Raw genomic sequence first — 20580 nt, 5'->3', positions numbered from 1 at the left:
GAGCTGAAATGAAGCGGCGTACAACCGGGAACGGTTATACGCCTTACGCTGAATCAGCCCTTGCGCTCCCGGCGCATCAGCCAGAGGAAATACGGGCAGCCGATGAACGCCGCCAGCAGTCCCGCCGACACTGGCCAGGGGTAGGCGATGTTCCTTCCCAGCCAGTCGGCCACCACCATGATCAGCGCGCCGGCCAGCGCACTCAGCAGCAACTGCGGAGCGGCGCGGCGTACGCCCAGGTGACGGGCGATATGCGGGCCGATCAGGCCGACGAAGCTCAGCGGCCCGACGATGATGGTGGCGGTTGCCGTGAGCACCGCGGCGCTGAGCAGGATCGCCAGATGGCTCAGGCGCAGCTTCAGGCCCAGGGCCGTCGCGGTGCCGTTGCCGAGGGACAGCAGGTCCAGCGGACGGGCCAGCAGCAGGCTCACGCCGATCATCACGGTAGCGACGACCACTCCGGTACCCGCCGACGCCACGTCGACCTGGTAGGTCGAGCCGGTCATCCAGCTCATCATCGCCGTCATGCGCGGGTCGCCGCTGGCCAGCAGCAGGGTACTCAGCGAGTGCAACAGGGTGGTCAGGCAGACGCCGGTGAGCAGCAGGCGCTCGGCGTTGAATGTCCTGCGCCAGGCGAACCAGAGCAGCAGGCCGAGGGTGAGCAGGGCGCCGATGCTGGCGGCGGGGACCATGTAGGCCTGCGGCTGCGGCAGCACCAGGAACAGCACCAGTACGGCGATGGCCGAGCCGGAGGTGGCGCCGAGCACTTCCGGGCTGGCCATGGGGTTGCCGGTCAGGCGCTGCACCAGCAGGCCGGCGACGGCGAGCATGGCGCCGGCGGCCAGCGAACCGAGCACGCGTGGCAGGCGCCATTGGACGATGGCGTCGGCAAGGCCGGCATCGCCCCAGTGCCAGCCGTTGGCGTCCACCGCGAAGTAGATCGCCGGCAGCGTCAACAGGGCGAGCACGATGGCGGCGCCGATGATCAGTCGCCAGGGATGTTCGCGTTGCGGCTTGGCCGGTGCCGGGCGCGGGACGATGCCGCCGCTGCGCTGGCGGCTGAGCAGCCACAGTAGCAGCGGCACGCTGAAGATGCCGGTGAGGATGCCGGCGGGAATCTCCCCGGCGAAACGCGACAGTTCGCGGGCGATCTGGTCCACCACGCAAAGCAGCGCGGCGCCCAGCAGTGGCGCCCAGATCAGCCGTTGCTTGAGCGTGCGCGCACCGCACAGCCGGGCGATGGTGGGCGCCGCGAGGCCGACGAAGGCGAGCATGCCCACGGCACTGGTTACGAAGGCGCTCAGTGACACCGCCACGGCGAGACCGAGCACGCGGGTACGGCGCAGATTCACGCCCACCGCGGCGGCGCCTTCGTCCTCCAGTCCCAGCGCGGCCAGCGGACGCGCCATCAGCAGCGCGACGACCATGGCCATCGCCAGACGCGGCGCCAGGTACAAAACGCCGTCCCAGCCGCTCTGGTTCAGCGAGCCGGCCTGCCAGAGCAGCAGGTCGATCAGGTAGTCGTGGTTGAACAGCACCAGCAGTGCGTTGAGCGATACGCAATAGAGGCTGATCACCATGCCGGCGAGGATGAAGCGCAGCGGCGACAGGGTGCGGCCCCAGGCGAAGGCGAACAGCAGACAGGCCGCCAGCGCCGCACCGCTCAGGGTGACCGCCTCCATGCCATGCACCAGCAACGCCGGGGCGAAGATGGTGGCGGCGGACAACGCCAGATTGGCCCCGGCGGATACACCCAGCGTCACCGGTTCGGCCAGCGGGTTGCGCAGGATCTGCTGGAACAGCGTGCCGGCCAGGGCCAGTGCAGCACCTGCCATCAGGCTGACGGCCAGGCGCGGGTAGAAGCTGAAGTGCATCAGCACCTGGCGCACGTCGTCGAGGTTCGGCGACCACAGCGCCTGCCACCAGAGCTCGCGGGGCAGGGCGCCCTGCAGGCCATGGAGCACCAGCAGCGCGGCGAGCACCGTCAACAGCAGTGTGCAGATCGCCGGGCCCAGCGGCAGGCCGCTACGGGGGAGGGTGAGGCCGAGGGTCGATTCAGGCATGCACAGCCTCCGTGGTGCTGTCGAGATAGGCGGCGATGCGCTCGGCAAGGTCCAGTACCGAGGCGGCGCCGGCGTAGGGGTAGAAGCGCTCCAGTGTCAGGGTGTGGCCCCGGCGCACGGCGGGCAGGTTGGCCCACAGGTCGTTGGGCTGGCGCAGGCTCTGCAGGCGCGCCGAGGTGGTCGGGATGTCGACGTAGACCAGATGCGCATCCGGCCGTTCGGCCAGGCGTTCGATGCTGACCATGGCCAGCCCCACCGGGCCGACCGGGCCTTGCCAGGCGTTCTCGACGCCGAGGCGATCCAGCACGTCCTGCACCATGCTGTTCTTGCCGTAGACGGCTGCGTGGCGGCCGTCCTGGTTGAGCACGGCGACGCACACCGGTGGCTGCGGACGACCCGCCAGCTTCGCCTTCAGTTCGGCGAGGCGCTGTTCGCCGGCGGCGATGTAATCGGCGGCGACCTGCTCGACGCCCAGCCGGCGTGCCAGTTCGATCATGAACCCGGTCGTTGCGCGCCAGGCGCCCTGGGGCGCGGGATAGATGGCCACGCGCTCGGTGGGGGCGATGCCGTTCAGGCGTCGCTCCAGGGTTGGGGTCATCGGGTCACTGAGGATCAACTGTGGGCGCAATTGCTGGATCAGTTCGAGGTTCGGCTCCCAGTACGGGCCCACGTCGCGCACGCTCTCGGGTAGCGCCAGGGTGGGCATGCGCACCCGGTAGTAGCGGTCATCGGAGATCGCCAGCGGTGTGACGCCCAGGGTCAGCAGCGTCTCGGCGGCGACCCAGTTGAGCGCGACGATCCGCGTCAGGGGTTCTCCCGCCAGAACGGGCAGCCCGGCGGCGCAGGCCAGCCCACCAATGGCGAGCCCCTGCAACAGGTGGCGGCGGGTGAGGGACATGCATTTCTCCTCGCGGTTGAAACGGCGATCTGCTGAAACGACAACGGGCCCCCTGTGAACAGGGAGCCCGATCGGGGCGTTGGGAGACGGCCGGAGCCGCTTCCAGCGCCCGGTTTACCAGCTGTACTTCACGCTGGTCATGACGGTGCGGCGCAGGCCCGGGTAGCAGGAGATCGGGCTGTCGCAGGTCGCGGCATATTCCTCGTCCAGCAGATTCTGGGCATTCACCGACAGGGTCACGTTCCTGTTCAGCGGGTAGCTCACGCCGGCGTCGAACAGGGTGTAGTTGTCGACGTGGTAGGTGTTGGCGTTGTTGCCGTACAGCGAACCGGTGTAGCGCACGCCGCCACCGACGGAGAGACCGTCCACCACACCCTCGTGGAAGGTGTAATTCAGCCAGCCGTTGGCCATGTGCTCGGGCACGTTGGCCGGGCGGTTGCCCTCGTTGCCGTCGTTGCTCTGGGTGATCTTGGCCTTGGTGTAGGTGTAGGAGGCGAGCAGGTCCCAGTTCTGATCCAGCTTGGCTTTCAGCTCCGCCTCGATGCCGCGCGAGCGTTGCTCGCCGGTAGGTTCGCTGAAGCCGGTGGGCACGCCGTTGGCGTTGAGCTGCGGAGTCAGGATGTTTTCCTTGGTGAGCTCGTAAGCCGCCAGGGTGATCAGCAGGGCGTCGTCGGGCTGGAACTTCACGCCCGCTTCGTACTGGTGGGCTTCGCTGGCCTTGAAGGCGCTGCCGTCGGAACTGATGCCGGTGTTGGGCACGAAGGACTCGGAGTAGCTGACGTAGGGTGCGAGGCCGAAGTCGGTCAGGTAGGTCAGGCCGACGCGGCCGGTGAAGGCGTTGTCCTTCTGCATGCTGTGGGCGCCGACGTGGTTGTCCAGGTCGTTGCGCACGTAGTCGTAGCGGCCGCCGGCGGTGAGGATCCAGTGGTCGTCGAACTTGACCTGGTCCTGCAGGTAGGCGCCGATCTGCTCGATGTTCTGGTCGTAGTCGATGGACTGGAGACTGGTGCTCTTGTTCGGACGCGGCACGTCCTGGCCGTACACCGGTTTATCCAGGTTCAACGGAGGGCCCAGGGTGCGCCAGCGGGCAATATTGGCGTCCTGCCAGCTGTAGTCCGCGCCCATCAGCAGGGTGTGTTTGATGGCGCCAGTGTTGAAGTCCGCCTGCAACTGGTTGTCGAGGTTGAGGGTGTCCATGTGCTGGTCGAAGCGGTCGGCGGTACGGATGATGTTCCGTCCGACCTGCAGTTGCGGCAGCAGGTTGTTGAAGATCAGGTCGACCTGGCCGTAGCGGGCGTTCTGGCGAAATTCCCAGATGTCATCGATGCGATGACGGAATTCGTAACCCAGGGTGTACTGGTCCTGGTCGAAGTGGTTGAAGCTGTGGTCGCCCAGCAGGGTCCCGGTGGGATGGCCGTTCACGCTGTAGTCGAAGATCGAGCCGGAGTTGCGGTCGCGCAGGAAGTCGGTGAGCACGGTCAGGCTGGTGTCTTCGTCCGGCGCCCAGGTGAAGGACGGGGCGATGTAGTAGCGGTCGTCCTCGATCTCGTGGCCGTCGTCGTACTCGGCCTGGGTGTTGGCGTCGCGCGCCAGGCCCACGACGCGGTAGAGGAACTGGTTCTGGTCGTCCAGCGCGCCGCCGAGGTCGAACTGGCCCTGCTTGCGGTCATGGTTGCCGCCGGTGAGCTGGACTTCGTTGATGTGGTTGGCGGTGGGCTTCTTGCTCACGCGGTTGACGATACCGCCCGCATCGCCCAGGCCGAACAGGCTGGAGGAGGGGCCACGGACCACGTCGATGCGCTCGAAGGCGTAAGGCTCGCTGCGAAAGAAGGCATAGTTGTTGTTCTGCTGGCGCAGGCCGTTGAGGTAGTCGCTGGTGGCCTGGGCGTTGAAACCGCGGATGTACATCCAGTCGAAGCCCTTGGGGTCCAGGCCGTAGGCCTCGACCTTCACGCCGGGCACGTAGCGCAGCGCTTCGGTTACCGTCTGGGCGCCCTGGGCGTCCATCTGCTTGCGGGTGACCACTGAGATCGACTGGGGGATTTCCAGCAGCGGCGTATCGGTCTTGCTGCCGCTGGTGGAGGTGCGTGGCACGTAGCTGTCCTCGCCTTCGACGCTGCCGGTGATGGTCTGCGCGGCCAGGCTCAGGGTGTCGCTCGCGCTCGCGTTGGCGCCGAGCAGGGTCACGCGGCTGCCTTCGACCTGGTATTTGATGCCGGTGCCTTGCAGCAGGTGCTCCAGTGCCTGGGTCGGCTCCATCTCGCCGCGCACGCTGGGGGCGCGCAGGTTTCGTACCTGGGTCTGGTTGAAGACGATCTGCAGGTTCGACTGCGTGCCCAGGCTGGTGAGGGCAGAGGCCAGGGATTGCGCCGGGATGTCGATACGAACCGGTGCGGCCTCCACCGCGCCGGCGGTCAGGAGCATGCCCAGGGCGGCGGCGCGGACCCGGCGGGCCAGGGGCTTCACTGGGTGCCGGGTTTGAAGCGTGGAGCGGGTGCGACTCACTTGAAGACTCCTATGATCGTGTAAGCAGGAATTCTTGTAATGGAATTTCTAATAAGAATGATTAAGCTTCATATGACGCATCGGTTGGAAAAAACCGGAAGACTTCGTTGAATTATTTTTTCCACCTGGCGCTTTCCCGGCCGAGACCGGGCTGGCCGCTCAAGGCACTGCCACGCCCGAGCTGCCACTGGGGGAGGTTGCGCGGTACTCCTCGATCTCCGTGATGCGTCCGGCGCCCATGCGCAACAGCCGGTCGGCGACGTCGAAATAGCGGTCGTCGTGGGAGATCACGATCAGCGTCTTGCCCTGGGCGCGCAGCTCGGGCAGCAGCTCGGTGTAGAAGATGCGGCGGAATTCCGGGTCCTGGTCCGCCGCCCATTCGTCGAACACCAGTACCGGGCGCTTCTCCAGCCAGGCCTGCACCAATGCCAGGCGCTTGCGCTGGCCGGTGGACAGGTCGGTGGTGGAGAATTCCTGGCCCTGCAGGCTGACCTTGTGGGCGATCTCCAGCCGCTCCAGATAGCGCGCCGCTTGCGCGGGAATGTCCTGACTGCCCTTGAGCAGGTCCTCGAAGAGGAAGTAGTCGGCGAAGATGGTGGTGAAGAGTTGCCGGTAATCGTCGCGGTTGCCGTCGCTCACCGGCTCGCCGTTGAGCAGCAATTCGCCTTCACGCGGGACATAGAGGCCGAGCAGCAGCTTGATCAGGGTGGTCTTGCCGCAGCCGTTCTCGCCGGCGATGAAGAGGATTTCGCCGCGATTCACCTTGAGGTTCAGTGGCCCTACGCCGAAGCCGCGCGTGCCGTCGTCGGTGGGGTAACGGTAGGCCAGGTCGCGCAGTTCCAGGGACTGGAAGTCCGGCGTTGCGCGGCCATCGTCGGCCAGCAGCAGGTTCGGTTCCGGCGAGGAGAAGCGCACCGACAGCTCGGCGATGCGGCGGAACGCGACCTGTGCGCGGGTCACCACCGGCAGTTGGCCGATCAGACCCTCCAGCGGTCCCTTCATGTACAGCAGCACCAGGATGAAGCCCGACAGCGTCGCCTGGTCGGTGCTCGGCCACAGCGACTGGTAGGCCAGCACCACGCCGATGACGATGAAGAACAGCGTCGAGCCGAAGCCCTTGGCGACGTTGAACAGGTTGATCGAGCGCAGCTGGATGTCGCAGATCTCGTCGGCGGTGCCTTGCAGGCGCTCGCTGTAGTGCTGGAAGCGGCGCGGGCGGCTGATGCGCAGTTCCTTGGCGCCCTCGGCGATGGCGCGGTAGTGCTTCTGCAGTTCGTCTTCCTTGTCCCGCGCCTCGAAGAAGCCCTTGATGCCCTTGGCCCGTGCCACGTACTGGACGGCACTGCCGACGACGATGGCGACGGCCGTGGCGAGGAACATGGGGGGCGACAGCCAGGCCAGGTAGCCCAGGCAGCCCAGGGTGGTGGTCAGGGCGATGGCCAGGGGCGCGAAGGCGAAGGCGAAGTCGCTGATGGTGTCGATGTCGTGGGTCAGCACCGGGATCAGGCGGTGGCTGCGGTAACGCTCGATCTGCTCGATGGGCGCGGCGATGATCTTGCTGCCCAGGTCCTTGCGCAGGTTGGCGATGACGTGCTGGCCGACATAGTTGGTGCCACGGTCCGAGACGATCGAGCCGAGCAGGGCGAGGACGCACAGCCCAGCGAAACCGAGCAGGAGCGCGGCGGGCATGCCGCCTTCGGTATGCAGGCCGTAGTTGATGGTAGCGAGCAGGGCGGTGATGGCGGCGCCACCGAGAATCCCCAGCAGGGTGGCGATGGTCAGCGGTAGCCAATAGGGCCGCAGCAGGTTGAGCATTTCGCGGAAGGCGCTTGGAGCGGGAGTTTGCATCGTCTTTTCCTGGGCTCGGCCTGCCGGCGAGGCGGGCCGTAAAACGGGGCGAGACGGCGGCGCGAATCAGGAAATCATCGGCAAATCCGAATCGTTGCTATCAAGACGAATGAGCCCGGCGAAAACTGAAGAGAATTTGCGAAAAGTTCGCAAATAAGAAGGTGTATCCGAGTGGGGCGCTCCAGTATCGAGCTCAGTGGGCGCGGGCGCTGATCCTTGGTGCGGTCGGGAAAGGCAGATTCCGTCGCATTGGAGTTCGGGACCCGGGTGCTCCTTGTAGGAGCGAGCTTGCTCGCGAACCCGCACGGCACACCGCTACCCGACATGCCCGCATGGCGAGTATCAGAGCTGCACGTAGCGGCTGGCGAGAACCATGCGACCCTGGTTGTCCTTGCGCAGGTCCACCGGCAGGACCTTGGGCAGCGAATCCACCAGTGCCTGCAGATCGTCGGTACGGTAGATACCGCCGATGCGCATGGCGGCGACGGCAGCGTCGTCGAGGAGTACCGGTTGCCTGAGGTAGCGGTTGATCAGCGGGATGGCGGCCTGCAGGGGCAGGTCGTCGATCACCAGCTTGCCCTCGGTCCAGGCGATGGCGCCGGTTGGTGCGACCTGGGCCAGTTCGATGCGCGCGCTGCCCTTCAGGTAGCGCGCCTGCATCCCTGGGGTGAGCTGGGCGCTGTTGCCGTCGATGCTGTCGGGCGGGCTGACCACGACCGAACCTTCCAGCAGGGTGACCAGCGTCTGGTTCTGGTCGGTCCAGACGTTGAAGCGCGTGCCGGTGACTCGCACGCTGCCGTTGTCGGTCCAGACCGAGAAGGGCTGCAAGGTGTCGTGGGTGACGCGGAAGTAGGCTTCGCCACCGCTCTTGAGCCAGGCGCTGCGGCGGTCGCGGAAGTCAGCGAAGATCAGTTGCGAGTTGCTGTTGAGCTCCACCTTCGAGCCATCGGCCAGTTCGACCATCCGCGGCGTGGGCTGTGCCGCGTAGTAGCCGACGCGCGATGGCAGCAGACCGGCCGACCATCCGGCCGACCATGCCGCGCCGATGCCGACCAGCACGCCGGCGGCCACGGCGGCGATGCGCTTGCCGCTGCGTGGGCGGCGCTGGCTGCGAGCGCGACCAGGCGTGGGGCTGATAGCGAGATTCGGCTGGATGTGCGGGGTCGGTGGCAGTCGTTCCGAGAGCTGCCAGATTTCCAGCATCGCCTGGTACTCCGCCTCGTGCCGAGGATCAGCCGCGCGCCAGCGTCCGAAGGCGGCGCGTTCCGCGTCGCTGCACTCGGCATCGTGCAGGCGCGCGCACCAGTGCGCAGCTTCGTCGCTGATACGGTCCTCGTCGAACGGGGCGGGGGAGTTGGTCATCAGGGGCTCGGTTCAGGCCGCGGTGCGGCCAATATCACACTTTTCTTTCGTGTTGATGCGAGTGATTATAAATAAGCCTGACTCGGACTGTCAGCAGGCGCCTACAGCCTCGACGGTTTTTCATAGGATGCCCACGGGGTGGAAAGCGCGTTCATCCGTTACTACAAGGAACTGTTCCTGTACCTGAATCGCAGCCTCGGTGATCGCCAGGCGGCTGCCGATGTCAGCCAGGAGGCCTTCCTGCGCCTGCTCGACCGCAAGGGCGAGGAGAATATCGAGCAACCGCGGGCGTTTCTCTATCGCACAGCGGTGAACCTCAGTATCGATCTGCACCGGCGCAGCCGCGTGCGGCGCAACCAGGACCTGGAGACCCTCGACCACGAAGGCGGCCTGGACGAGCGCTGCCCGCAGGAGGAGGCCTGCCGGCAGCAGCAGTTGCAGATGCTCCAGCGCGCCCTCGCGGAGCTGCCCGAAGCCTGTCGCCGCGCCTTCGTCCTGCGCAAGGTCGAGGGTTGCAGCCATGCCGAGATTGCCGAGCTCATGGGCATTTCCCGCGACATGGTGGAAAAGCACATCGTCAACGCGATGAAGCATTGTCGGGCGCGCCTGAAGGCCTGGGGCGGACAGGACTGACAGCGGTTGTTGTTCGCCGGCGACTGCGTGTCGTCTCTGGTTCGCGAGCAAGCTCGCTCCTACAGGGAGAGCCTGGCCGCTCTTTGTAGGAGCGAGCTTGCTCGCGAACCGCATTTACATACACAGACGCATGGCATGCGCCAGGATTTAGTCCCACGCGGCCTGCGCACGAATTTCTATCTCTGGCACCCGCTCGTCATTCTGAAATTTTAATGACTTAGTGAGAATCATTCTAAATTTCGCCAAGGCTGCCTCGTCTCTCCAGATAACGCGCTATCGACAGCGCAAATCATGGGCAACACGCAGGAACGGGTGCCGGACACGCACCCCAGGCAGGGCAAAGCAGTAAGCCGCCGACTCCGCGTCGTCATGCCCCACGGCCATCGCGACACAGGACATTGGCACCATGACCCAGATGATCACCCCGACCTATGACGTGCTCGGCGTCGGTTTCGGCCCCTCCAACCTGGCGCTGGCGATCGCCCTGCAGGAGCAGGCGCGGCGCGAGGGTCGCCACTACCACGCGCTGTTCCTCGACAGGCAGGCCGACTACCGCTGGCACGGCAACACCCTGGTGGCGCAGAGCGAGCTGCAGATTTCCTTCCTCAAGGACCTGGTAACGCTGCGCAATCCCACCAGCCCCTACAGCTTCGTCAACTACCTGCACGCCATGGGCCGGTTGATCGACTTCACCAACCTGGGCACCTTCTACCCGTGCCGCATGGAGTACAACGACTACCTGCGCTGGGTCAGCGAGCAGTTCGCCGAGCAGCGCGTCTGCGGCGAGACGGTCAGACGCGTCGAGCCGGTGCAGGGCCCCGACGGCATCGAGCTGGTGAAAGTGATCTCGGCAGATGCCCACGGCCACGAACGCTTCCGCCTGGCCCGCAGCGTGGTGGTGAGCACCGGCGGCACGCCGCGCTTCCCCTCCGCCTTCAGCCACCTGCGTGACGACCCGCGCGTGTTCCACCACGCCCGCTACCTGGAATGCATGGCCCAGCAACGCTGCAACCAGAACGAGCCGATGCGCATTGCCGTGATCGGCGGCGGCCAGAGCGCCGCTGAGGCGTTCATCGACCTGAACGACAGCTACCCCTCGGTGCAGGTCGACATGGTCCTGCGCGCGGCGGTGCTCAAGCCGGCCGACGACAGCCCCTTCGTCAACGAAATCTTCGCCCCACGCTACACCGACCTGGTGTTCAACGAACCCAAGGCCGAGCGCGAGAAGCTCATCCAGGAGTTCCATAACACCAACTACTCGGTGGTGGACCTGGACCTGATCGAGCGCATCTACGGCATCTTCTATCGCCAGAAAGTGGCCGGGGTGGACCGCCACGCCTTCCTCTGCCGGCGCAACGTGGAAGTGGCCCGCGCCGATGCCGGCGGCATCGAGCTGACCCTGCGCGACAGCGCCACCGGCGCCGTGGAAACCCATCGCTACGACGCGGTGATCCTCGCCACCGGCTATGAGCGCAAGTCCCACCGTGAGCTGCTCGCGCCGTTGCAGGAGTACCTGGGCGACTTCGAAGTGGGCCGCGACTACCGCGTGCTGGCCGATGAGCGCCTGCACGCCGGCATCTACCTGCAGGGCTTCACCCAGGACAGCCACGGCCTGAGCGATACGCTGCTGTCGGTGCTGCCGATCCGCGCCCAGGAGATCGCCGCGTCGATGTTCGAACGCCTGCCGCCGCATGAAGCCGCGCACAAACCGTCACGCCCGCTGACCGCGGAAAGCGCTTGAGCCACGCGGCCCGGAAGAGATTTCTTCCGGGCCGACTAAATTCCGGCCGACCCTGCTCGTCATACGAGCGGGGTCGTTGCATTCACGAATGGGAACCCACCATGACGCCCGATTTTTCCCTGCCGCTGCCCGATGGCCGCAGACTCACCGCCGACCACGGCACCCAAAGCCTGACCCTGCTGCTGGACGGCCAGTCGCTGCTCACCGCGCAACGTGACGGCGAGTGCTGGCAGCTGACTTCCGCGCCGGCCGAGGAGGCACTCTGGGCGCTGGCGTACTGGACCTTCGCCAGCGATGCGCAGTGCGAGCGCGTGCAGTTCGCCGCTGCCGACGTTCCGGCCGAGGCTTTCGCACAAGGGCTGGTCAATCGCGATGAAGTCGGCGGGTGTCTGCAGATCGAGCGCGCGGCGTTCTGGCAACTGCCTGCTGCATGGCACAAGGGCGTGGCCAGCGCGGGCTACCCGCAGGTCTATCGCATGAGCAGCGGCCGTCGCCATCCACTGCGTGCGCCCAAGCCGCAGGGCGAGGTCTATCGACGCTTCGATGCGAAGCTGGGGCAATGGATATCCCTGCGCACCCTGGATATCGACCTGGACCTGGAGCGCTTCAACCGCTGGCAGAACAGCCCGCGCGTGCTGGAGTTCTGGCAGGAAGGCGGCACCCTGGAGCAGCACCGCGCCTACCTGGAAAAGGCCGCTGCGGACCCGCACACCACCACCCTGATCGGCTGCATCGACGACCAGCCCTTCGCCTACTACGAAGCCTACTGGGCCAAGGAAGACCGCATCGCGCCGTTCTACGAGGTGGGCGATCACGACCGTGGCATCCACATGCTGGTGGGCGAGGAAAGCCATCGCGGCCCGCACAAGGTGGAAAGCTGGATGACCGCCCTGGTGCACTACCTGCTGCTGGACGACCCGCGCACCCAGCGCATCGTCGCCGAGCCGCGCGCCGACAACGCCAGGATGATCGGCCACATGCAGCGCCTGGGCTTCTGGCGCGAGAAGGAATTCGATTTCCCGCACAAGCGCGCCGCGCTGATGGTGCAGAGCCGGGAAACCTTCTTCGAGCGTTGCGGCCTGTGCTGACGGCGATTCTCGGCGTGACTGAGGGCTGCCGGTGATCGCAGCCCTGGCGCCCCTGTATTTCGGCGAGTTCGCCAGCTACCGCGAGGTGCTGGTGACCCGCGACGATCCGCGACCCTCGATTCCCGCCCGCGCATTGCTGGAGCGGGAGATGCTCGACAGCGTGCTGCGCCGCTTCGACCCGCCGCACGCTGATGGCGACCGTCGCGCGCTGGCCTCGCAGTGGTCCAAGTGGTACCTGGTGCGGCTCATTCCTCCGGTGGTGGCCGCCGCGCTGGTATTGGGCCGCACGCTGCCGCTGGCCTTCGATGACGTGGACGTGGTGCTCGACGCCCAGGGGATTCCACAGGCCTTCAAATTGCCGGGGGAGGGCGGGCCATTCGCCGCGCCGCCGGACGATCCGTTCCAGCGCTTTGCCCATCTGCTGGAAGATCACCTGCGACCCTTCGTGCACACGCTCGCCGCCGAAGTCCGTCTTTCTCCCAGGGTGTTGTGGAGCAACGCCGGCAACTATTTCGAATGGTTCATCGGCGAGATGGCCAAGCTGCCGCCGTTGGCGCCGATGCTGGGGCATGGTCGCGAACTGCTGGAGACCGAGCGCCGCCCGGATGGCACGCGCAATCCACTGTTCAAGCCGATCCAGTATGTCGAGGTGTCCTGCGCGCAGCGGCCGAATGGGCTGTGGCGGCAGCGGCGGACGTGCTGCATTCGCTACCGGCTGGGCAGTATCGGAAACTGCGACAACTGCCCGCTGATCGATGAGCCGCTGCCGGAAGCGAGCGACCTATGAGGCCAGCGTCTGCGGGCGCTCTGTTCGCGAGCAAGCTCGCTCCTACGAAAATCGCTCCAAAGCCAGGGCTGGACTGTAGGAGCGAGCTTGCTCGCGAACCGTACGGCACCGACGCAATGGTGTAGCCGCAGGCGCTGCGTTGGAACGACGCTGTAAGCGATGGGCCCGGAATACGCCGCAGGTGATTCAGCGGACAAGGTCCGCTCCGACGAAAAACGACTCGGTCAACTCAACGCAGATAACTGATCGGCGACCCGTCCACCGGGTTGCTCAGCACGCCCATGGGAATGCCGTAGATGTCTTCCAGCATTTCCCCGCGCATCAGCTCCGCCGGCGTACCCTGGGCCAGCAAGCGCCCGCCATGCAGGGCGATCAGGTGATCGCAATAGCGCGCCGCCATGTTGATGTCGTGCAGCACCACCAGCACGCCCAGGCCCAGCTCGCGGCTGAGTTCGTGGACGCGGGAGAGCACTTCCACCTGGTGGGCGATGTCCAGCGCCGAGGTCGGTTCGTCGAGCAGCAGGTAGCGGCTGTTCTGAGCCAGCAGCATGGCCAGCCAGACGCGCTGGCGTTCGCCGCCGGAGAGCAGGTCCGCCGGGCGCTCGGCGAAGGCAAGGGTATCGGTCAGGTCCAGCGCGCGGTCGATCTGCTGGCGGTCTTCGCCGGTGATACGGCCCAGCGCGCCGTGCCACGGGTAGCGGCCGAAGGCGACCAGTTCGCGCACGGTCAGGCCGTCGGTCTGCGGCAGTTGCTGCGGCAGGTAGGCCACCTGGCGCGCGAAATCGCGGTTGCCCCAGTCCTGCAGCGGCTTGCCGTCCAGGCGGATGCTTCCGCCGCTGGCCTGTTGCTGGCGGGCCAGCAGCTTGAGCAGGGTGGATTTGCCCGAGCCGTTGTGGCCGATCAGGCCGATCATGTTGCCGTCGGCCAGCTTCAGACTCAGCGGTTGCAGGAGGGTACGGCCGGGGACGCTGAAACTGACATTTTCCAGTTCGAACATGAGGTCATCCATCAGGGCGGCTGGGCCGGAAAAAGCGGGAGTCCGACTCTAATTCAATCGCTAATGGTTATCAATTTTGATCGCCTTGTGGAACCGCTGATCCGATTGCCTGTCCTTGTCGCAAAGCGCTTATGATTCAACGCTGTAATTGATCGAGTAGGGCCCATGGAGTCTGCTGTCGAACGCTACAAACGCCTGCTTGCCGAGGCCCTGGCGCGTTATTTTCCCCGTACCACCGAATACCTGCGCGCCGAACGCGAAGCGGCGCAGCCGCAGCCCCGTGGGCGCGGCAAGGCCAAGGGCAAAGCCAAGGCGCCGGCCAGGCGTGCCGCGAAGGCCAAAAAGGAGGGCGACGCGCAGCCGCCCAAGCGCCCACGAGCCCCCGCTGTCGCCGGCATCTACGGAACCGCCAAGACGCCGGATGAACAGCACGCACTCGACATGCGCCAGCGCGTGGCCCAGGCCGCCGCCCACGGTGTCATCAGCCTGCCGTCGGACGAGCAGTGGGCGATGATCCTCGCGCCCGATCCACTGACCCGCATCTTCGCCGGCGCCGGTTCCGGCAAGTCGACGACGCTGGTGCTGCGCGTCGTCTACATGCTCTGCCACCTGGGTGTCGAGGCTGAGCGGGTGACGGTGATTTCCTTCACCAATGCGTCCTGCGCCCAGCTGCGCGAGCAACTGGTGAAGGTGCTCGGCTACTGGGGCCATCCGTTCGACGCGGCACAGGCCCGCCAGTGCGTGCGCACCTTCCACTCGGCCATGGGCACCCTGGCCAAGGTGGCGCTGAAGAGCCCGCGCTGGTTCGAGCAACTGGACGAGCGCACCCCGGCCGATGAGCTGGATAACCCGCTGCTCGCCGGCCGCCTGCGTCCCGCGCAGCAGCGCCTGCTCAAGCAGGTCTACCAGCAGTGCTATGCCGAGCAGCACGAATTCCGCGTGCGGGTGCATCAACTGCTCGACCTGCCGGCACCACCCGAAGCCGGGGAAGACGGCAAGCCGCCACGCATCGGCAAGGCGCCTTTGGATGCCTTCAAGCTGGCCGGCGAGTTCATCGCGTTGCCGCTGTTCGAAGCCTTCTACGCCCAGGCCGGTTTCATCGAGAGCATCGGCCTGCGCATCGCTCGGTTGCAGCCATCGAGGCTCGGTTGCCCGGCGCGCGAGCGGCACTTCGTCGAGGCCCTGCAACTGTTCTGGGCGGGGTTCGAAAAGGTACTGCAGGAGCAGGGCCTGCTGACCTTCAACCTGGCCTTCCAACACCTCACCGACCAGCTCGGCGACGGCAAGCTGCCGGCCGAGGCCCTGGCGCCGTTCCAGCACCTGCTGATCGACGAGTTCCAGGATGTCTCGCCGCAGATCGTCCAGTGGCTGCAGGCGCTGCACCGTGACCTGGCCAAGCGTGGCGAGGCGGTCAGCCTGATGGCCATCGGCGACGACTGGCAGTCCATCTACGCCTGGCGCGGCAGCTCGCCGGAGCTGTTCATGGACTTCGACCGGCACTTCCCCAGCAAGGGCCGGCGCAAGAGCCGCGTGCTGCTGCTGGAGACCAACTACCGCAGCATCGACCCGGTGATCCGCGATGGCGAGCGGGTGCTGGTGGGGGTGGCGAACAAGCAGGCCAGGACCTGCCGCGCCTTCAAGTCAGCGGAGGCGGGCGATCACGGGGTGAAGCTGGTGCAGCGCTTCGATGCGCGCAACAACCTGCCGATCCTGCTTGCGGAAATCCGCCAGCAGTGCGAGCACGTTGCCGCGCGTGGATCGAAGGAGAAAACCGCCGTACTGCTACTCAGCCGGCGCAACGAGACCCTGCAAAGCATTCTCGGCGAGCTGGATCGCAAGCTGCCGGTGAAGGGCATGACCATTCACCGCGCCAAGGGTTTGCAGGCGGAAGTGGCGATCATCGTCGACGATTGCGCGCCGCCGGAGAAACACCCGCTGCGCAGCGCGTTGTACGCGGCGTCGGGCTTCTTCGCCAGCAGCTACGACCAGGCCCAGCAGGACGAACAACTGCGCCTGGCCTACGTGGCGATCACCCGAGGCGTCAGCCGCGTGCTCTGGTTCACCCGCAAGGCCCAGGGGCCGACGGCGATTCTGGCCCTGCGGCGCAGCGTGGAAAGCGCGCCGGTCCCGGCATGAGGATCAGTCGTCGCGGGTGAGGACTTCCAGCAGTTCGATCTCGAACAGCAGGTTGGAATTGGGCTGGATGTGCGCGCCCACCTGGCGCTCGCCGTAGGCCAGGTGCGCGGGCACGAACAGCTTGCGCTTGCCGCCGACTTTCATCCCCATCAGGCCGATGTCCCAGCCCTTGATCACCCGGCCGGTGCCGATCACGCACTGGAAGGGGCGGCCCTTGTCGTACGACGAGTCGAAGACGGTGCCGTCCTCCAGGGTGCCCTTGTACTGGGTGGTGATCAGGGCGCCCTTGACCACGGCCTTGCCGTCGCCGACGACGATATCTTCGATCTGCAGTTCGCTGCTCATGGCGTTCTCCGGTGATGCGGCTGCGGCATGACCGCCGCGAGGGCGTGGGTTTTCGCAGGAAAACCCGGTATTTGCAAGCCGACCGAGGTGATCAGCCGATGGCCATTTCCTCGAGAATCCATTCGCGGAAGGCTCTGACTCGCGGGTCGTCCGCGCTGGCCTGCGGATAGACCAGGTTGTATGCGTAGCCCTCGGCAACCTGCACACCCAACTCGAACGGCTGTACCAGCTGGCCCTGCTCCAGCTCGCGGGCGACCATGGCGTGATCGACCAGCCCGACCGCGCCGCCTTCCAGCACCGCCTGCACCACGTGGCTGGTGTCCTCGAAGGTGACGCAGCCGCTGGCGTCGAAATCCGCCACGCCGGCCGCCGCCATCCAGCGCGACCAGTCCGGCCAGGTTGCGCCCTCGGTCTCGCACACCACATGGCACAGGGTGTGGGCCTGCAGGTCGCGCGGCTCGCGCAAGGGCGGCCCCTCGCTCAGCAGGCTAGGGCAGCACACCGGCACTATCTGGGTATCGAACAGGCGCTCGGCCAGCAGGCCGGGATAGCGTCCGCTACCGAAACGGATGGCCAGGTCGATGTCGTCCACGGCAAAGTCGCGCAGCTCGTCGCTGACGTCGAAGCTGAGCTTGAGCTCCGGATGCAGCGCGCGGAATTTGGGCAGGCGCGGCAGCAGCCAGTGGGTGGCGAAACGCGGGGTCAGCGAGACCCGCAACTGCCTGGACGTTCGCGCCAGCCGCCGCGCACGCACGGTGGCGCGGTGCAGCAGGCCAAGGGATTCCGCCGCCGCTTCCAGCAACAGCGCGCCCGCCGGGGTCAGTTGGATGCTGCGGCTGGTGCGCACGAACAGGCCGAGGCCGAGCTGGTCTTCCAGTTCCTTGATCTGGTAGCTGACCGCGGCCGGCGTCAGGCCGACCTCTTTGGCGGCGCGGGTGAAGTTCAGGTGGCGACCGGCTGCCTCGAAGGTGCGCAGGGAGCGGATGCCGGGAAAGGGGCGGCTCATCGATCTTCAAATCCTGTTTGATGATCCGTCGAGAAATACTCGTTTCTCCTGGCTTCGTCAAAGTTCGATAGTAAGCCAACTTGAAAATCATCGAGCAGAGGAAGCCCACGTCATGTCAGCCGCCATCCATCCCTACATCACCCAACGCAACGCCCAGCCGGCCAGCGCCGACGACCTTGCACCGCTGGCCTTCGCCGGTTACGCCCACTTCACCGCCATGCAGGTGCGCGACGGTGGTGTTCGCGGCCTGGACTTGCACCTGCAACGACTGCGCAACGCGTCCCAGCGTCTGTTCGGTCAGAGCCACTCCGACGAGGAGGTCCGTGCCGCCCTGCGCGCTGCGCTGGAGCAAGCACCGGCGGATGTTTCGCTGATGGCGACGGTGTACTCGCCCGCTGGCGAATTCACCGTCGCCGGCCCCGAGCACCGGCCCGAGTTGCTGGTGCGTACCGCGCCGCCCTCGGACGGCCCGCAGGGTCCGCTGGCCCTGGCCATCGCCAGCCATGAGCGGGTACTGCCGGAACTCAAGCACGTCGGCGAGATCGCCAAGACCTGGTACCTGCGCGAGGCGGTCTCCGCGGGCTTCGACGACGCGGCATTCGTCGACCATCGCGGCCGATTCAGTGAAGCAACCATCTGGAACCTGGCGTTCTGGGACGGCGAGACGGTGATCTGGCCGAAGGCGAAGATGCTTACCGGCACCACCATGGGCATTCTCCAGCGGCAACTGGAGCGCCTGGGCGTCCGCCAGGTCACACGCGGCATCGACCTTCAGGACCTGCCGGGCCTGACCGGCGCCGTGGTGATGAACTCCTGGACGCCGGGAGTGCCGGTGAACCGCATCGGCGATGTCGAGTTTCCTGCGGCGCCTGGTTTCGTCGAATTGCTGCACCGCGCCTTCGAGGCCGAGCCTTGGATCAAGCCCTGAGGAAGGTCTGCGGTTGGGCGGTTTGCGAGCAAGTTGGCTCCTGCCTGAAAGGCTTCGCCCCGGCGTTTGACCATGGTGGCCGGGCACTCCGGGCTTGACCGTGAAGCTGCCGATACGCGTGGTGTATCGGTGTACAACCGCGAACGGTTGTACGCCCTACGGTCTGTAACGGACCTTGCGCTGTGTTCAGACCCAACGCCGCACCCGGCGGCAATAGGCGTCGAAGTTCGCTCCGAAGCGGTGCCGCAGCGCGTGTTCTTCAGGACCGATCTGGAAGCGGTTCATGTACAGCACGAAGGCAACCACTCCCAGCAAGGCAGGCAGGGAGGCGAGGGCGATGCTCCAGGCCAGCAGCACGATGGCGAAGCCCAGGTACATGGGGTTGCGCGTGTGGCGGTAGATGCCGGCGACTACCAGCGAGGATGCGGTTTCCGGTTTCAGCGGATTGACGGTGGTGCGTGCGCGGCGAAAGGACAGTACGCCGGCCAGGCATACCGCGATTCCGCCCAGCAGCACCAGTAGTGCCAGCCACACCCGGCCGCCGAATGGCGGCAGTGGGCGGGCCGGTAGCCACATCAATATGCCGAGGATTACCGCCACCAGGGGCGGGGGTATACGGTGTTCGAGCCATTCCATGCTGCATCTCCATGCTGTGCCGGGCCGCCCCGCAGCTGTCGGTGCGCAGGGCGTATAACGTTCGACGTTATACGCCGTTTCACCGTGGTCGCCGAGCACTTGGAAGCCAAGTATGGAGCCGCGATTTCGGGCGCTCCAGGCTTGATCGTGGAGCCGGTAATGAGCTCGGTGTATCGGCGTACAACCGCGAACGGTTGTACGCCCTGCGTTAGCGAATCAGGGTAACTGGCGCAGGCAACTGCCGAGAATGCAGGGCGGGGTTGGCAGCTGGAGGGCGCTGCGGGTGGCCTGCAGTTTCGAGTCCTCGTAGTGGCAGAGCATGAGGTGCGCGGTCAGCAGGCTGGAACAGATGACCAGCGCGATCAGCAGAGGAATGAATCGGGACATGGCATCGGCCTCGTCGACTAACCCCATGCTGCTCACGTTAGTCTCGGAAGGCCGGCCGCCAAATCGTCCGCTCGGACTAACCAAGGGTGGCCACGCTGCGCAGGATCAGGCGCACCAGCATGGTCTGCCGGGTCACCCCGGTCTTGGAGAAGGTCGATCGCAGGTGGGCACGCGCGGTGTTGCGGCTGATGCCCAGCTCGTCGGAGGCTTCGTCCAGGGTCAGGCCGTTGGCCAGCAGCATCGCCAGTTGCGCCTCGGCCGGGGTCAGGTCGAACAGTGCCTTGACGATCTCCTGGGGCGCGCGGGATTCCTGTTCCGGGTCGCTGACGAAGATCACCACCGAGGGGCAGTGCTTGCCTTCGTTCCACTCGCTCAGGGGGACCGAGCGCACGATGATGCCCAGGTCCGAGCGTCCGGACGGACGCTGCACGCGCATGGCCTCGACCACCGAGGGCTGCGAGCCTTTCTGCGACTGCAGGGCCTGCTTCACCAGCCGGCGGAACTCCTGGCAGTCGCGCGGGGTGCCGACCTGCAGGTTGTCGCCGCTGATCTTCAGCCCGTCCTTTTCGCGCAGCAGGTTCTCGGCCACCTGGTTGGTCTGCAGGATCTTGCCGGTCTCGTCGAGGATGATGGTGCCGACGGCGAACTGGTCCACCGCGCCGGCGTAGAGGTTGCGTTCGGTTTCGATGCGGTTGATCTGCGTGTGCAGCATCACCGAGCGTTCCAGGTGCGGTACGAAATACGCCAGCAGGGCCTTGTCGTTCTCGGTGAAACCGGGGGACTCGACACCACGGCTGACGCGGATGCGGCACAGGGCGCCATCGCTGGTGCGGATGTCGGCGCCGAGAATGTGGAACACCCCCACCGGCTCGAGGAAATTGCGGTAGAACTCCGAGGTCAACCACTCTTCGCGGGAGACGAATTCATCCAGGATCACCACCTGGCCGCTGGGCAGATCGACGAAGGGATCGAGGTTGAAATAGTACTGGTTGTACGACGCCACCACTTCGGCCGAACTGCCGTTGGTGTTGACCATCAGCCCTTCGTTCTGGTCACTGGGCGGACGCAGGATGAAGGTGACGTACTTGGCGTCGAGGAACTGGTTGAGCTGGTTGAGAAAGGATTGCCACGGCGTGGACTCCATCGGGCCCTGGTAGAGATTGCCGAGCATCCCGCTGAACTGGTCGAGCGAAAGCGAGTGTGCCATTGGTGAACCATTT

General features: G+C 66.0%; 17 protein-coding genes. 6 read left to right on the top strand and 11 right to left on the bottom strand.

All coding sequences use genetic code 11. The features are described 5' to 3' along the window. Window positions 1-53: 53 nt before the first annotated feature. The 5 genes from fhuB to O6P39_RS15895 form a co-directional block, all read right to left on the bottom strand. The gene (gene fhuB, locus O6P39_RS15915; RefSeq protein WP_275607472.1) at window positions 54-2063 is read right to left on the bottom strand and encodes a Fe(3+)-hydroxamate ABC transporter permease FhuB; all 2010 of its coding nucleotides are present in this window, start codon (window positions 2061-2063) and stop codon (window positions 54-56) included. Continuing rightward, window positions 2056-2961: an ABC transporter substrate-binding protein gene (locus O6P39_RS15910; RefSeq protein ID WP_275607471.1), complete on the bottom strand. Its 906-nt coding sequence runs from the start codon at window positions 2959-2961 to the stop codon at window positions 2056-2058. The genes fhuB and O6P39_RS15910 overlap by 8 nt, the downstream gene beginning before the upstream one ends. Window positions 2962-3075: 114 nt before the next feature. Then, window positions 3076-5418: a TonB-dependent siderophore receptor gene (locus O6P39_RS15905; RefSeq protein ID WP_275611961.1), complete on the bottom strand. Its 2343-nt coding sequence runs from the start codon at window positions 5416-5418 to the stop codon at window positions 3076-3078. 207 nt (window positions 5419-5625) lie between these two features. Next, a complete protein-coding gene (locus tag O6P39_RS15900; protein ID WP_275607470.1) occupies window positions 5626-7314 on the bottom strand; it encodes a cyclic peptide export ABC transporter in 1689 nt (562 codons plus the stop codon). Window positions 7315-7656: 342 nt separating this feature from the next. Further along, complete coding sequence (locus O6P39_RS15895; RefSeq protein WP_275607469.1) at window positions 7657-8676, bottom strand: FecR family protein; 1020 nt, start codon at window positions 8674-8676, stop codon at window positions 7657-7659. Window positions 8677-8814: 138 nt separating this feature from the next. Between O6P39_RS15895 and O6P39_RS15890 the strand changes: the two genes are divergently transcribed. From O6P39_RS15890 to fhuF, 4 genes are all read left to right on the top strand, one after another. After that, window positions 8815-9309, top strand: a complete 495-nt coding sequence (locus O6P39_RS15890) for a sigma-70 family RNA polymerase sigma factor (protein ID WP_275607468.1) — start codon at window positions 8815-8817, stop codon at window positions 9307-9309. Between the two features lie 406 nt (window positions 9310-9715). Then, entirely contained in the window at window positions 9716-11050 is a 1335-nt protein-coding gene (locus O6P39_RS15885) for a SidA/IucD/PvdA family monooxygenase (protein ID WP_275607467.1), read from the top strand. Window positions 11051-11151: 101 nt separating this feature from the next. Next, window positions 11152-12138: a GNAT family N-acetyltransferase gene (locus O6P39_RS15880; protein ID WP_275607466.1), complete on the top strand. Its 987-nt coding sequence runs from the start codon at window positions 11152-11154 to the stop codon at window positions 12136-12138. Window positions 12139-12169: 31 nt separating this feature from the next. Continuing rightward, on the top strand, window positions 12170-12925 hold the full coding sequence (gene fhuF, locus O6P39_RS15875) for a siderophore-iron reductase FhuF (protein ID WP_275607465.1): 756 nt from the start codon (window positions 12170-12172) through the stop codon (window positions 12923-12925). Between the two features lie 229 nt (window positions 12926-13154). Here fhuF and O6P39_RS15870 read toward each other — a convergent pair whose 3' ends face one another. Next, window positions 13155-13922, bottom strand: a complete 768-nt coding sequence (locus tag O6P39_RS15870) for an ATP-binding cassette domain-containing protein (RefSeq protein WP_275607464.1) — start codon at window positions 13920-13922, stop codon at window positions 13155-13157. A gap of 165 nt (window positions 13923-14087) precedes the next feature. Between O6P39_RS15870 and O6P39_RS15865 the strand changes: the two genes are divergently transcribed. Further along, complete coding sequence (locus tag O6P39_RS15865) at window positions 14088-16058, top strand: DEAD/DEAH box helicase (protein WP_275607463.1); 1971 nt, start codon at window positions 14088-14090, stop codon at window positions 16056-16058. 3 nt (window positions 16059-16061) lie between these two features. Here the strand turns inward: O6P39_RS15865 and O6P39_RS15860 are convergent, their stop codons facing one another. Continuing rightward, window positions 16062-16403: an FKBP-type peptidyl-prolyl cis-trans isomerase gene (locus tag O6P39_RS15860; protein ID WP_207883299.1), complete on the bottom strand. Its 342-nt coding sequence runs from the start codon at window positions 16401-16403 to the stop codon at window positions 16062-16064. A 91-nt stretch (window positions 16404-16494) separates the two neighbouring features. Further along, a complete protein-coding gene (gene gcvA / locus O6P39_RS15855) occupies window positions 16495-17409 on the bottom strand; it encodes a transcriptional regulator GcvA (protein WP_275607462.1) in 915 nt (304 codons plus the stop codon). A gap of 112 nt (window positions 17410-17521) precedes the next feature. Between gcvA and O6P39_RS15850 the strand changes: the two genes are divergently transcribed. After that, window positions 17522-18337 carry an aminotransferase class IV family protein gene (locus tag O6P39_RS15850; RefSeq protein WP_275607461.1) on the top strand — a complete coding sequence of 272 codons (816 nt, stop codon included), beginning with the start codon at window positions 17522-17524 and terminating at the stop codon, window positions 18335-18337. 186 nt (window positions 18338-18523) lie between these two features. On the opposite strand, the gene O6P39_RS15845 is transcribed toward O6P39_RS15850, so the two are convergent. The 3 genes from O6P39_RS15845 to O6P39_RS15835 form a co-directional block, all read right to left on the bottom strand. Beyond that, window positions 18524-18973 carry an isoprenylcysteine carboxylmethyltransferase family protein gene (locus O6P39_RS15845; RefSeq protein WP_275607460.1) on the bottom strand — a complete coding sequence of 150 codons (450 nt, stop codon included), beginning with the start codon at window positions 18971-18973 and terminating at the stop codon, window positions 18524-18526. 216 nt (window positions 18974-19189) lie between these two features. Further along, window positions 19190-19360 (bottom strand): hypothetical protein, encoded by a 171-nt coding sequence (locus O6P39_RS15840; protein WP_275607459.1) that lies wholly within the window; start codon window positions 19358-19360, stop codon window positions 19190-19192. A gap of 76 nt (window positions 19361-19436) precedes the next feature. Continuing rightward, entirely contained in the window at window positions 19437-20567 is a 1131-nt protein-coding gene (locus O6P39_RS15835; protein ID WP_275607458.1) for a helix-turn-helix transcriptional regulator, read from the bottom strand. Window positions 20568-20580 lie beyond the last annotated feature (13 nt).

It is taken from the genome of Pseudomonas sp. PSE14 (assembly GCF_029203285.1).
Lineage (GTDB): Bacteria > Pseudomonadota > Gammaproteobacteria > Pseudomonadales > Pseudomonadaceae > Pseudomonas.
Note: the sequence above shows the minus strand (reverse complement) of the source record. Positions and strands in the feature narration are given on the sequence as shown.